Genomic DNA, 13,090 nt, shown 5'->3' with positions numbered 1-13,090 from the left:
AAATCGATCATGACCATGTTGGGTATGCCTGCCGTTCCGGCTCCGTCGCTACCGCGTCAGGCGGGTGCGGTGGCCTTTACTGCCGGACATCACTTCGCCGTCACCGATGGCGCGAGCATCGAGGAGTTGGCTCAGGCGGCGACGGTGCCACTGTCGGTGATCTTGCAGGTGACGAAGCGGTGCAACTTCGACTGCTCCTTCTGTTCCGAGACGCTGCAACTTCCCGACCCGACCCTGACCGAGTTGGACACGATCCGTGCCAACCTGGCCGGGGTCGGCCGGGTGTTCCTGTCGGGCGGGGAACCGTTGATGCGTAGGGACTTCGGCGAAATCGTGGATATGTATACCGGGGACTTCATCCTCGGTATCCCCACGAACGCCACCCGGGGTTTGCAGCACGCCAAATCGATGGTGGGCAAGGTGGCGTTCGTCAACGTCGGGTTGGAGGGTCCACGAGCGACCACCAACCGGGTACGCGGCGACTATGACCAGGTGATGTCCGGGGTGCGGTCTTTCCTGGACGCCGGGTTGCCGGTGTCGCTGTCAGCGGTGGTGTACCGCTCGACGCTGCCCGCGTTGCCGTTCACCTACCAGATCGCGGATGTGATCGGCGCGGGCAAGCTGAAGCTGATCCTGCCGTTGCGTAAGGGCAACGCGCTGGACCTGGAGGAGAACGAGTTCATCAGCCTGGACGAGGCGGGGCAGTGCTTCGATCGGCTGACCGAGGCGCGGGCGGTGCACGACTGGCGGCCGGCGCTGCGGATGACGTCCTGGACGCCGGAGACCGAAGGTCACATGATCTTGGTGGAGGTGACCGGGCAAGCGAGCGCGTGGCCGGTATACGACCGGCCGGATCTGCTCGAACCCCTCGGGAATCTGCTGCGTGAGCCGGTGTCGGAGATTTGGGCGCGGTACCGGTTCAAGCGCAACCACTTCGCCAAGTACCTCGGTGCGAGTATCCGAACCGTGGCCAACGCGGGTACGCCCGCCGGTTCGGGGGGTCACGCCCGTGCGTGAGTTCACGAATCTGGCGTGGCCGGAGACTCCGTTCGGGGCCGAGCAACGCCCGTTCGGCCGGCACATCGACATGTTGGCCGCGTGCACGTTCGAGTGGACCGACGAACCGGAGACGTCCGAGACGTTGCCGGTCGCGGCATCGTTGGTGTATTTGCGGGTGCGGCGGCGCGGCAGTACGCAGACGGTCAGCGACGACACGCTGTCGATCGGGTTCCGAACGGCTGTCATCGAAGACCGTGCGGAGGTGCCGGACCTGCTCACCGTAGCCGACCGGGCGTTGACCCGCGCCCGGCGGCACGCGGTGATAATGGCCGGTCACTGGCTGCGCTCCGACCTGGATCGGATCAACGCGCGTACGGCGGTGCCGCTGCGGGGCGTGGACGGCGTCCTGTCCGCCTGGGCGGACCGGGCCGAGAAACAGCGGGGCGTCGCGGTGATGATCGACACCGGGTCGGAGGCGAACAAGACCGGTGCTGACCTCGGCATGTCTCTGGAACCGGTTCCCGAGCGCGTACCGGACTGCCCCTACTGCGTGGCCGAGGTTGCCCGTCGGGCGCTGGCCCGGTGCCTCGCGGTTGGGATGACCGCCGCCTTACACGCCAGCCGCTACACCTGGGAGGGCAAATTTTGTGTCTCCGATGCGGTTGAGCAGGCCGGCTGGGATGTGTTGTCCCAGCCCGGCGGAACCTGCCCCGCCGTCACCACCGGTAAGGGTGGTGCGGGTCAGGTAGCCGACACGGCCGAGCGGCAGGTTGCCCGTGTCGCCACGTAGGCGGCGATAGGGTCGGTGGCCGTCGTCGGCGCTGAGCTTGCCTCGCGTAGGCGGCGGCCACCACGGACGCGATATCGGTAGCGAACGATGGTTCAGATAGGAATGGCAGTGCACCTGATCAGTGACCTTGGTGGGCCGGGCAGGGTTCCGAGCCGCTCGCCCGGTACCCGGTTGGTCGCGTCGGTCGATGTGGAGTGGAGCAAGAACTACCGGATCAAGGACGGCAATCGAGCGTTCTGCTACTCGATCGTGTGGCTTGCTGTACCCGCGTCGGATCAGCCGGTGCGGTTGACGGCCGGTCTGCCGTTCTGGTCGACCAGCCTCTACCTGGACTCCGACAACGAACGCCCGGACCTGGTGGAGGCGGCGGCGGCCGACATCGGTGCCGCGTGCGAGAGCGCTGATCTGGTTGTCGGGCACCAATGGTGCAGCGACCTTGCCGTGCTGACCGCGAACGCCGGGCCATCGGTACCAGCGGCGTTGACGGCGGCTCGGCAGGCGTGGCACGACCGACGCGCTGACAAGGACAGCCGGCGGGTCATCGATACCCGGTTCGACGCTGGACACGTGCTGTCCAACGCCTCCCGGCGGCTGGTCGACGTCTGCGGAGAACTACGCCTTGACGTGACGCAACCGGAGCTTGCCCGCACGTCGATGACCGCCCTGCACCGCGATTGGCTGGAACGCGGCGACGTGCAGGCACGAGAGCGGGTGACGGTGCTCAACCTGCGGCACAGCCTGTCGACCGCCTATGTGGCGCTGCGCGCGGCCGGACACCTGTCCTGGCGGGCGCCGCTGAACGTGAACGCCAACCTCGCCACGCAATGGGCGGGGCGGGTCGGCTGGCTCGACCATCCGACGTTCCGGGAGTTGGTCGGTCGTCGGCGGGGTGCCCGGTGAGCGTGCGGGGCTGCATCCTGGTAGGTATCGAGGGCACGCATGCGTCCGGCAAGACCACCCTCGTGCACGCGCTGACCGCGCACTACCGAGAACGCGGCGTGCTGGTCGACTGCACCGGCGAACCGGCCCGCACCAGCCCGTTCATCGAAGAGACGGTGATCTACGGCAAGGGCGTGTTCGACCTGCCGACCGAGGTTGACCTCTACGCGGCGCAACTGTCCGCGACCTTGCGCGCGGCGCGGCACCACCACCTATTGATCTGTGACAAGACAATCGTGAACGTGCTCGCCTACGCGCGGATGGTCCTCCCCGCCCCGCCCGGCAGCAACGAAGTGGCCGTGCTCGACGCGATGGCCGGGTTCTGCCGGGTGTGGGCGCCCGCGACCTACGACGCGGTGTTCTACCTGCCCGACCGCTACCGGCAACCGGCCGACCCGATGCGGGCGAAGGTCTCCCACCTGCAAGAACAGACCGCCGACGCGGTCCGTGACACCTGCGCCGACGTCGGGCTACCCCTGGTCGACGTGCCCGCCGGGCTGGACGTGGCTGCGCGGGTGGCATGGATCGCCCGGCGGGTCGACCTGATGCTGACCGAGGCGACCGGCTAACCTCAGCGCTCGTGACCACACCGGCACCGGTGCACCCGGTTGACGTGCTGCTCCTGCTCACCGATGGCGAACACGTGCTGCTGGCACTGCGGGAGGGCACCGGCTACGCCGACGGACAATGGAACCTTCCCTCCGGGAAACTGGAATTCGGCGAGGATGCCGTCAGCGGTGTCATCCGGGAGGCACGCGAGGAAATCGGCGTATGCCTCGACCCGTCCGAACCACGCATGGTCACCACTGTGCACCACCGCAACACGGCTGGCTTCTCGCGCGTCGGGCTGGCCTTCGCGGTGCCCTTCGACCCGGCCCGTCACGGCGACCCGGTCAACGCCGAGCCGCATAAGTGCGCCAAGATCGAGTGGTTCCCGGCCGACATGCTGCCGTCGAACACTTACCCCTACACGGCTGCGTGCGTGCGTGCCTACCGCGACGGACAGCCGTTCCGCCTCAGCGGCTGGGCGCCGCCGGTGCGGTCGGCCTCGTGACCACCATGCTGTTGATGCGCCACACCGCGCAGGCCGCCGCCAACCAGTGAAACGGCGCCGTGTGGATGCGTAGCGCAGGTAGGCGCTCGCTGTCGTTGCCCGGGTCGGCGTCTGTAGCCAGGAGTGCGTGCTGACGGCCTCTCACAGTGGCGGGAAGAAAGCGGAATTTCGGCCTCTCGGAAAGATCGACTTCCCTGGCTCGGGCGATGGCAAGAAATCCCTTACAGCCTGTTCTGTCATCGGTCTTTCGGTTGATCTGGTGGACACCGGACACCAGGAAAGCGCTTACCCAACCGTATTGGTAGGCGTGTAGGTTGTGCGCCTGGCTTCACGGGGCGCCAGGAGGCGATGATGGCGTGCACCGCCGGCGACCGATGCCCGAGGCGGTTCGCTGATCGCAGGGGGCGGTGGAGGTGGCGCGGCGGTACCAGGTCGGCCCGGACGAGAGCCCCTTCGCCCCGCCGGTCCGGCGTCCGGGCGGCGTGCAGGTGCATGGGTTGGGTGAGCGGCATTGGTCGCTGTTGGGTTTGTTGGCCGAGCACGGGGCGTTGCACACCGGTCAGGTGGTGACGTTCCTGTTCGGCAGCCGTCCGGCCGCCGTGCGGCATCTGGGGGTACTGGTCCGGGCGGGGCTGGTGTGGCGGTTCGTGTATGACAACGACCCGTCGCATCTGGCGTACTACGAGGCGAGCACCGACGGCGTGACAGCCCTGGAGGATCGGCTACGCCGGTCGGGACAGACGGTGCCGCCCGTGCTGGGGCAGCCGGTCGCGGGACACATGCTGATCAACGACTTCTTCACCGGCCTGGCGGCCGAGGCCCGTGCCGGCGGGCGGGGTTGGCTGTATCGGTGGCAGCGGGCGGCGGACACGGCGTCATGGCTGCGGGAGTACGGGCTGTCCGGGGTGCGGCCCCGCGCGTACGGGGTGTGGATCGAGGACGGGATCGTCGTCCGGTTCCTTTTGCACCTCGATGACGCGGAACCGAAGCCATGGTCCGGTGATCCGGCCCCGCCGCCGGCGGCAGGGCTGGCGGGTTACCGGCACGCCGGGCGGGGTGTTCCGGCGACCGCTGTTCTGGTCGTGCACGCCGGGCCGGAGCGGGAGATGGCCCTGCATCGCGAGTTGGCGGCCGAGCCGGTGCCGATCCCGGTCGCGACGTGCACCCTGGACCGGCTGTACGCGGCGCCCAGTGTGGCCGACGCGATCTGGAACGTCGCCGGGGCGCACGACACCCTCTGCCGGCTGATCGACGTGCCACGGCGGTAGCAGCGCCCCCGTCCGCTCGCTCGGTCCCCGCGTCGCCGCTCGATCCCGACACCGCGCCGGCTATCGGCGCGAGCGCGTGTTGACAGATTCCGGTGTGGTGTCGGTCCGGCTGCCCGTCCGGGGGTCGGTGGGGGTGTCCGTCTTGATCCGGCCCCCTAGACCGACCCCGTCCGTCACCCAACAGCCCTGCTCACGGCCGCTTTGACAGAGCCGGGCCGTGCTGCGACAGACCCTCTCCTGGGGTCTCCCCCTGGGGTAATGGAAACAAGCTTGGAGGCCGTATGGAGGAGTTGTTCCTGCGGGTTCAGTCCCGCCTCACCGATCGTGATCATGTCCTTCTCGGCTGGCTGGCCGACCATGGCGTACTCACCTCGGTGCAGATCTCGCACGCCCTGTACGGGTCGCTTGACTTCGCCCAACGCCGGTTGCGGAAGCTGTGCGAGGTCGGGCTGTTGGGCCGGTTCCGGCCGTTTCGGGCCGAGGGCGGCACCTACCCGTACCACTACGTGTTGGGTCAGCTCGGGGTGGAGGTCGTGGCCGCGCACCGCGGCGAGGAGCTGCCCCGCAAGGATCAGGCCCGGCGGCGGCGCTGGCAGTTGACCAACCGGGCGAACCTGCCGCACCTGCTCGGCGTCAACCAGTTCTTCACCGACCTCGCCGGTTACGCCCGCACCCACCCGCAGGCGAGTCTGGACCGGTGGTGGCCGGCGGCCCGCTGCCAGCAGATGGGAGCGTTCGCCGACCCCGACGATGATGTGCAGGTCCGCGTCTACACCCCCCGGGTGCGGCCGGACGGGCACGGCATCTGGACCGAACACGGCGTCACGGTGCCGTACTTTGTCGAGTTCGATACCGGCAGCGAACCCCTCTCGGTGCTGGTAGACAAGATCGCCGGGTACCACCAACTGGCCCGGGTCACCGGCCGGGTCTGGCCGGTGCTGTTCTGGCTGCACGCCGCCGCCCGGGAACGCCACCTTCAGCAACGTCTCACCGACGCGGACATCTGGTACCCGGTGGCCACCGCCGCCCGCGACAGCGCCGCACACCGGGCCGTGTGCCCGGCCGAGGACGTGTGGTGGCTGCACCGCCGTCCCGGCGCCGGGCTGCGCCTGGCCGACCTCGCCGAGGCCGTCCTTGACAACCACGACCGAGAAGCTGCGTAACGGGCGGCTGATCGGGCCGGAGCGACAATGCTGCGTCGCTCTGGCCCGACAACCGCCTACGCGTACAAAGATTTAGATCGACCATCCTCGGTATGCGAGGCCACATCTGTCGCAGCTTGCGTCTACGTCGAGCTCCGGCGGCCATAGGTGATCCATGCATGGAATACAGCCGCGTCGTGGTGGCCCGCCGGGTCAAGAACCAACGGCTGGCCGCTACCGGCCTTATCTTCATGATGATCTTTCCTCCAGTCATGTCAGGCACATGCGTGCACAGGCGGCTGGATCATCGATATTCAAGGGGTGTGCGGTATCTCAGCCACGTTCGCTACGTCGTTCCGTCCCGATCGGGCGATGTTCTCCCGAGACCGCGCGGGATGGGTGGTCGTTGGAGCCGACGACTACGTCTTGCACCGTGAGGGCTCGCTGTTCCTTGCAGGACTGAGAGAAGCCGGCCGTGCTTCCAACACCGAGCGCACGTACGCGGGCCGCACGGCGCTGTTCCTCTCGTACTGCGCGTTCGAGAGGGTGGAATGGGCGCGTGTCACGGTGTGGCAGCTGGCCCGGTTCATGCATTGGCTGGTCGAGACGCCTCTGCCGTCGCGCACGCGTGGCGGCGGAGGACTGGATCGTTTCCGTGACGCGAACACCGCGAACGCGATCGTCGGGACGGTGTGCGAGTTTCTGCGGTTCGGCGTACGAATGGGCTGGGTGGAGCAGGAGCTGTTGACGCAGTTGAACGAGCCGCGTTACCTGCGTTTCCTGCCGCCGGGCTTCGACCCGGGCGAGCGCGGTCAGCGCCGGACGGTGCGGTCCCGGCTGATCAAGTTCGCGTCGGTCGATGCGGGCATCGAGTGGCTTACGGTCGAGCAGGTCGCCCGGCTGGCCGATGCCACTCGCCACGCCCGTGACCGGTTCCTGGTGTTGTTGCTGTGGTGCACGGGGATCCGGATCGGTGAGGCGCTCGGGCTGCACCGCGAGGATATGCATCTGCTGGCCGACTCGCAGTCTCTGGGTTGCCAGGTCAAGGGACCGCACGTGCATGTGCGGCGGCGGCTGAACAGCAACGGCGCGTGGGCGAAGTCCCGACGGCCGCGAGCCGTGCCGGTCACCAGCGAGCTCGGTGCCTGCTACGCCGACTACCTATACGAACGCGCGGCAGTGCCACAGGCGGAGGGCACTGTGCAAGTGCTGGTGAATTTGTTCCGGGAGCCGCGGGGGCGGGCCATGACCTACTCGAGCGTGAAGGGCCTGTTCGATCGGCTGGCCCGGCGCGCCGATCTGACCGCTCGGCCGCACATGCTTAGGCATGGTGCCGCCACCGAGTGGATTAGTCAGGGCACCGACCGCTCCGTGGTCAAGGACTTGCTGGGGCACGTGTCGGACTCGTCAATGGACGCCTACGTTCACGTGTCCGATGGCGCGAAGCGGGCCGCTGTTGAGCGGGCCGACGCCCGTCGGCGAGGAGCGGCCCGGTGAGCGTCGCGGCGGTCACCGCGCCACCCGCGTCGACCGTGACGGCGTTGCCGATCGACCAGAAGGGATGGCTGGGGTGGCTAGCTGAGAACACTCCGCTGGACTGGCGGCCTGATGAGTGGGACGGCCGGCATTGGTTGTTCACCGGCGATCCGGAGAGCGCGGCGACCGCGATCTGGCGGTGCAACAGCGCCGGCTGCCATGTCGCGGTCCGCGCAAGCCGGCATCTCTGCCGCGCCTGCTACGAGCAGTTCCTGGACAGCGGGCTGAACCGCGAAGAGTTCGCCACAACCGGCCGACGCGCGTTGGTGCGGTCGCTGCCCGGATCGCGGCCGTCGTGCACGGTCGAGCGCGAGGGGGTCCGCTGCGCGCTGGAAGCATCCGTGATGGGCGCCTGCGAACTGCACTACAAGCAATGGCGCTACAAGTTCAGGCGCAGCCAGACCGAGCTGGAGCTCGCCGCCTGGCTCCGCGTTCACGCCGAGCCGCGGCCGGTCGGTGTTTCCTGTCGAGTGGGTGGTTGCGCCGGGACCTCGTCGGCGCGGGTGTCACTGTGCACCTACCACCGCGAACGCTGGCGACGGCACCGCCGCGAGAAGGGCTTGACCGATGCCGACCTGGACTGCTGGACGGCGTCACAGGCTCCACGTCTGACCGGGTTCCAGTTTTCCCTGGTCGGGCTGCCCGAACTACTGCGCCACGAGGTCCTCTACGCGCTGGCCCAGCGCGACGCTCAGCGGCCTACGCTCAGCCCGATCGCGACCCGGTTGGTAGTCCGCACCCTGGCCGAGGTGGACTCGATCGCCGCGCTGACCGACACGAAGCTGCGCAGCCTCAGCTACGACGACCGCAACGGCGACGCGCACTGGAACGACATCGTGCGGCTGATACGCGCCGCCTTCCACCAGTTCCGCGGCGTCGATCCACTAGACCAGCCAGTCTGGGAACTCAGCGACCTCGGCCTACCGTCGCGGACCCGCGCCGGTATCCGCATCAACCCGCGCCGGCTGGACGTCACCCAGCTCAGGCAGGACTGGCTGCGCCGGCTGCTGGCCGTCTGGGTCAAGGAGGCCAACCCTGACAACGTCACGTTCCGCCGGACCTTCGAGGGCTGCCTGTCAGCGTCACGGGCACTGACAGCGCGGCCCGGCGGCGGACACGACCCAGGCGCCCTGAAGATCACCGACATGGACGCCGTCGTCGCGGCGATCCGCGACCGACAACGCAAGACGGCACCGGCAAACTGTCCTACGGGTCTCGATCCGAGCTGCTCTCCGCCTTCTTCCACCTGCTCGACTTCGGTCGCCGTCTGCAGATCCTCGACCACCTCGCATCCGCGTTCGCCCGCTATCCGCACCACACGATCCCGCACGAAGACTCCTCCGAGGACCAAGCCGGCAAGGCCATCCCCGAACTGGTCATCACCCAGCTCGACGCCCAAGCCCACCTGATCGGCGCCGATGCCGCCTACGGCGACCTGCCACCCGACGTGGTGCAGGCCATGTTCCGCACCATCTACATCCTGCTACGCGACACCGGCCGCCGACCCTGGGAAGTACGCTGGCTGCGCACCGACTGCTTGGACACCGACACCGGCGAATACGTGCTCATCTGGGACAACCACAAAGCTCGCCGCAATAGACGCCGGCTCGAAATCAGCCGCGACACCGCCTTCGCCATCCAGGCCTGGCTCACCATCCGGAAGACGCTGAAAGTCCCGGCTCGTTCGCGGACCTTCCTGTTCCCCGCAGCTAGACACGGCTACGACGCATGCATCGACGCCGACACGATGGCCAGGACGCTCCGGCGCTGGGTCGACGGCCTACCCGAATTACTCACCGACGCCGCCGACAAACACGGCCAGCCGCTGCCCTTCGACCGCAACCGAATCTTCCCCTACGCCTTTCGGCACACCTACGCCCAACGCCACGCGGACGCCGGCACCGACTTGCACACCCTGCGCGACCTCATGGACCACAAATCAGCCGACACGACCATGGGCTACTTCAAGGTCTCCATCCAACGGCGCCGCGCCGCCGTCGAGGCCATGCGCACCCACGTCGTCGACCGCTACGGCCAACCGAGGCCGACCTCTTCGGCGACCGCCTACGAAGCCCGCTCGGTCGCCGTGCCCTTCGGCAACTGCACCGAGCCGTCCAACGTCAAAGCCGGCGGCGGCCAATGCCCCATCCGGTTCCAATGCTCCGGCTGCGGCTTCTACCGGCCCGACCCCTCCTTCCTTCCTGCGGTCGAGGACCACATCCGCGCGCTCAAGGCCGACCGTGAGACAGCGCGAGCCTTGGACGTCGCGGAATTCGTCGTACGCAACCTCACCGACCAGATCGACTCTTTCCAGAACGTCGTCACCAGCATCCGCACTCAGCTCGCCGCCATGCCCGACAACGAACGCCACCACCTGGAAGAGGCCGCCGCCGTCCTGCGTAAGGTCCGTGCCGCAGCCCCGCTGCCACTTCTTCCCGTTCCCACCTTTCCCACCCGGGGAGACCCGTCATGATCCAGTCCCGTAAACCGGCCGAGGTCCTGCGGGAGGCTCGGCAGAAGGACTCCCGCGACAAACGGAGCCGAGTGCTGGCCGTCGTCGACCAGCTGGTGGCCGCCAACGAGCCAGTGACCTTCTCGGGAGTCGCCCGGGCGGCGAACGTTTCTCACTGGCTCGTCTACGCCGACGGCATGCGAGAACACATCGAAGCAGCGCGCTGCCGCCAGAGCCGCGCCGCGGACAACGACACCCGTGCCTCCGCCACCGTGCCAGCGGGGTGGAAAGTCGAACAGCGTCTTCTGCAACAAGACAACCGACGCCTACGCGAAGAAGCCGAACGCCTCAAGGCCGCAGTGCGCCGCCACCTGGGTCAACAACTGGACCAGGTCGGCGCTGCTGACCTCGGCACCCGCATCGACGAACTGACTGCCGACAACCAGCGACTGCAAACCGATCTCGCCAGGGAACAGACCCTCAACACCGACCTGACCAAGCAACTCGTCGAAGCGCACGACGACTTGGCCGCCGCACGCGCCAGCATCCGTCAGCTCATCCGCGCTGAAAACACCACGTCGGGCCAAAGCTGAACCAGGCGTCTGTTGGCCGAGAAAGGAGCTCATGCTCGGAAATAGCACCAGGCGCGGCGGAAGACTGCCGTTCTGGCAGCACAACTGATGACCGGGCCACCACTCACATGGCGAGTATGGAGTCGATGCCACGTTGGAATAGGTCGTCGTCGTTCCACCGCCCGTCTTCCAAGTGTCCGGAGCCGACGAGGGTGGGATAGGCGTCGGCATTGGCCAACAGCTGGCGCCGGGCTTCGGCCCGCGCCCCGGGATCGTCCGTCTGGCGCCAGGTGGCTTCGGTGATGGCTGCGCCGATCACGTAATTCGCTATCAACCGGGTGATGACGGCCAACCGGAGGTCGGTGAAACCGCCACGGACGAGGGCCGACTGCAGGAACTCGGTGCGCGCTAGGACGTTAGGCCCGAGCATCGGTCGCCCGATCAGGCTCGGCGCCCAGGGATGGCGAAGCATGGTCGCGCGCCACCTGGATGTCAGCGCGCGCACATCATCTCGCCAGTCGTCACCGGCGTCTGGGAGCAGCACCTCTGCGAAGATGTGGTCCAGGGCCAAGTCCAGGACATCGTCCTTGGTCTTCACGTGCCAGTAGAGCGCGGTCGAGGTCACCGCGAGGCGCTGTGCCAGGTTCCGCATCGTCAATCCGTCGATGCCACGCTCATCGAGCAGAGTCGCTGCTACCTCGACGATGCGCTCACGGGTCAGCGGGGCCGCCCGGCGCGGCCGGTCCGCCTCCTCACGCAGCCACACTGCACCGGCAGTTCCGCCACGTCGGCCGTTCGTTTCGCCGACCGACGGCTCACCCAATTCGTTCGCGTCCACCACCTGATCCTAGTACGGTGGTGAGGCAACTTAACGTCGGTCAGTTGATATTACGCTGTTAAGGAGACGGTGTGACGCCTGCTCGATGGTGGGTGCTTGCTACAGCAGGGTCCGCGCAGCTGATGGTGGTCCTGGACTCGACGGTCGCGACCATCGCGTTGCCGTCACTGCAGCAGGACCTGGGAATGAACGACGCTTCTCGGAGCTGGGTTGTCGCCGCCTACGCGCTGGCGTTCGGCGGGTTGCTGCTCGTCGGCGGTCGCCTCAGTGACGCCTTCGGAGCACGCAGAGCCTTCATGCTGGGCCTAACCGGGTTCGCCCTGGCATCGACACTTGCCGGCCTGGCACCCACCGCCGAACTGTTATTCGCCGGCCGTGCTGCACAAGGCGCATCCGCTGCCCTGCTCGCTCCTGCCGCCTTGGCCATCATCTCGGCCACATTCGTCGAACCTCGGGAGCGAAGCCTCGCCTTCGGAATCTACGGCGCGCTCACCGGCGCAGGAGCCGTCATCGGGCTGCTGCTGGGCGGGGCGCTCACCCAATACCTGCACTGGCGATGGTGCCTTCTGATCAATATCCCGATCACCGCCGCCACGATCATCGGAGCGAGAACCGTACACGCCAGCCGGACTGCACGCCCGGTGCAGCTTGACCTTGCCGGCGTCGGCAGCAGCGTGGCAGGTATGACCGCTCTCGTATTCGCCCTCGCCGAGGTGGCGAACCGCGGCTGGGATGATCCACTCGTGCTGGGCCTACTGGCCGTCGGGCTCCTGATGCTGGCCCTATTCATCAGGACGCAACGGACAGCTGCGCAGCCGCTTCTGCCACTCCCGATACTGCTCGACCGCACCCGGGGTGGCGGTCTGCTCGCGGTCGGCCTGCCGCAACTATCGCTGTTCGGATTCTTCCTCGTACTCACCTACTGGTTCCAGCAACTCCTCGGTTACACGCCGTTGCGCGCGGGACTAGCGTTCCTGCCTTTGGCATTGGCGATCGCCGTCGGCTCGACGCTGATCGCCGGCCTGCTCACACCTCGTCTAACACCACCGCACCTGATCGTCCCCGCACTGGCCACGATGGCTGCCGGCACAGCGCTACTGATCGGGCTCACGCCCGGCGCCTCGGACCTCTACCTCACCCGGTTCTTGCCCGCGGAAATCCTGATCGGTCTTGGCCTTGGCTGCGCCATCACCCCTGCGGTCAACGCGGCGACCAGCGGCGTCGGCGACGACAATACTGGCGCGGCATCAGCCGCTGTCAACGCCGCCACCCAGCTCGGCGGCTCCATCGGCACCGCGCTTCTCAACACCGTCGCATCGACCGTGACGGCAGCCGCACTAGGTTCGACACGCGGCCGAAACACGATCAGCGATGCCACCGTCGCAGGCTTCAACGCAGCCTTGTTGACGGCCGTGGCGCTGCTCGTGCTCGCGGCCATCACCGTCGCCCTCGTCATGCCCCGCCGCCACCGACGGCAGCCGGTGCAAGCCAGGTAGACCG

The 13,090-nt window shown here is 67.7% G+C and carries 13 protein-coding genes; 12 read left to right on the top strand and 1 reads right to left on the bottom strand.

The genetic code is table 11. The annotated features are described in order from the left end of the window. The first annotated feature begins 9 nt into the window (after nucleotides 1-9). The 11 genes from KXC43_RS06895 to KXC43_RS06845 all read left to right on the top strand — a co-directional run bounded on the left by KXC43_RS06895 (nucleotide 10) and on the right by KXC43_RS06845 (nucleotide 10,773). Nucleotides 10-1,017: a radical SAM protein gene (locus tag KXC43_RS06895; RefSeq protein WP_221375095.1), complete on the top strand. Its 1,008-nt coding sequence runs from the start codon at nucleotides 10-12 to the stop codon at nucleotides 1,015-1,017. Beyond that, nucleotides 1,010-1,789, top strand: coding sequence for a hypothetical protein (locus KXC43_RS06890; protein WP_221375094.1), 780 nt, complete (start codon nucleotides 1,010-1,012; stop codon nucleotides 1,787-1,789). Before KXC43_RS06895 ends, KXC43_RS06890 begins: the two co-directional genes overlap by 8 nt. 108 nt (nucleotides 1,790-1,897) lie before the next feature. Then, nucleotides 1,898-2,689, top strand: coding sequence for a hypothetical protein (locus tag KXC43_RS06885; RefSeq protein WP_221375093.1), 792 nt, complete (start codon nucleotides 1,898-1,900; stop codon nucleotides 2,687-2,689). Then, complete coding sequence (locus tag KXC43_RS06880; protein WP_221375092.1) at nucleotides 2,686-3,297, top strand: AAA family ATPase; 612 nt, start codon at nucleotides 2,686-2,688, stop codon at nucleotides 3,295-3,297. Before KXC43_RS06885 ends, KXC43_RS06880 begins: the two co-directional genes overlap by 4 nt. A gap of 44 nt (nucleotides 3,298-3,341) precedes the next feature. Next, on the top strand, nucleotides 3,342-3,782 hold the full coding sequence (locus KXC43_RS06875; protein WP_221375091.1) for an NUDIX hydrolase: 441 nt from the start codon (nucleotides 3,342-3,344) through the stop codon (nucleotides 3,780-3,782). A 413-nt stretch (nucleotides 3,783-4,195) separates the two neighbouring features. Then, nucleotides 4,196-5,050 carry a replication-relaxation family protein gene (locus tag KXC43_RS06870; RefSeq protein ID WP_221375090.1) on the top strand — a complete coding sequence of 285 codons (855 nt, stop codon included), beginning with the start codon at nucleotides 4,196-4,198 and terminating at the stop codon, nucleotides 5,048-5,050. Nucleotides 5,051-5,331: 281 nt separating this feature from the next. Continuing rightward, nucleotides 5,332-6,213, top strand: a complete 882-nt coding sequence (locus KXC43_RS06865; protein ID WP_221375089.1) for a replication-relaxation family protein — start codon at nucleotides 5,332-5,334, stop codon at nucleotides 6,211-6,213. A gap of 546 nt (nucleotides 6,214-6,759) precedes the next feature. Further along, nucleotides 6,760-7,689, top strand: coding sequence for a tyrosine-type recombinase/integrase (locus tag KXC43_RS06860; protein ID WP_221375088.1), 930 nt, complete (start codon nucleotides 6,760-6,762; stop codon nucleotides 7,687-7,689). Beyond that, nucleotides 7,686-9,137: a hypothetical protein gene (locus tag KXC43_RS06855; RefSeq protein WP_221375087.1), complete on the top strand. Its 1,452-nt coding sequence runs from the start codon at nucleotides 7,686-7,688 to the stop codon at nucleotides 9,135-9,137. The genes KXC43_RS06860 and KXC43_RS06855 overlap by 4 nt, the downstream gene beginning before the upstream one ends. 50 nt (nucleotides 9,138-9,187) lie before the next feature. Then, nucleotides 9,188-10,201, top strand: coding sequence for a tyrosine-type recombinase/integrase (locus KXC43_RS06850; protein WP_221375086.1), 1,014 nt, complete (start codon nucleotides 9,188-9,190; stop codon nucleotides 10,199-10,201). After that, nucleotides 10,198-10,773 (top strand): DUF6262 family protein, encoded by a 576-nt coding sequence (locus tag KXC43_RS06845; protein ID WP_221375085.1) that lies wholly within the window; start codon nucleotides 10,198-10,200, stop codon nucleotides 10,771-10,773. Before KXC43_RS06850 ends, KXC43_RS06845 begins: the two co-directional genes overlap by 4 nt. 103 nt (nucleotides 10,774-10,876) lie before the next feature. Here the strand turns inward: KXC43_RS06845 and KXC43_RS06840 are convergent, their stop codons facing one another. Next, the gene (locus tag KXC43_RS06840) at nucleotides 10,877-11,590 is read right to left on the bottom strand and encodes a TetR/AcrR family transcriptional regulator C-terminal domain-containing protein (protein ID WP_308128988.1); all 714 of its coding nucleotides are present in this window, start codon (nucleotides 11,588-11,590) and stop codon (nucleotides 10,877-10,879) included. Between the two features lie 122 nt (nucleotides 11,591-11,712). Here KXC43_RS06840 and KXC43_RS06835 point away from each other — a divergent pair, with 122 nt between their 5' ends. Further along, on the top strand, nucleotides 11,713-13,086 hold the full coding sequence (locus KXC43_RS06835; protein WP_221375084.1) for an MFS transporter: 1,374 nt from the start codon (nucleotides 11,713-11,715) through the stop codon (nucleotides 13,084-13,086). Nucleotides 13,087-13,090 lie beyond the last annotated feature (4 nt).

It is taken from the genome of Paractinoplanes polyasparticus, from assembly GCF_019710575.1.
Lineage (GTDB): Bacteria > Actinomycetota > Actinomycetes > Mycobacteriales > Micromonosporaceae > Actinoplanes > Actinoplanes polyasparticus.
The sequence above is the reverse complement of the archived record's forward strand: the minus strand, read 5'-3'. Positions and strand labels throughout refer to the sequence as shown.

Coding starts and splice junctions, on each gene's coding strand:
- KXC43_RS06895 (WP_221375095.1), top strand. CDS start 10: ATGACCATGTTGGGTATGCCTGCCGTTCCGGCTCCGTCGCTACCGCGT.
- KXC43_RS06835 (WP_221375084.1), top strand. CDS start 11,713: ATGGTGGTCCTGGACTCGACGGTCGCGACCATCGCGTTGCCGTCACTG.
- KXC43_RS06850 (WP_221375086.1), top strand. CDS start 9,188: ATGTTCCGCACCATCTACATCCTGCTACGCGACACCGGCCGCCGACCC.
- KXC43_RS06865 (WP_221375089.1), top strand. CDS start 5,332: ATGGAGGAGTTGTTCCTGCGGGTTCAGTCCCGCCTCACCGATCGTGAT.
- KXC43_RS06845 (WP_221375085.1), top strand. CDS start 10,198: ATGATCCAGTCCCGTAAACCGGCCGAGGTCCTGCGGGAGGCTCGGCAG.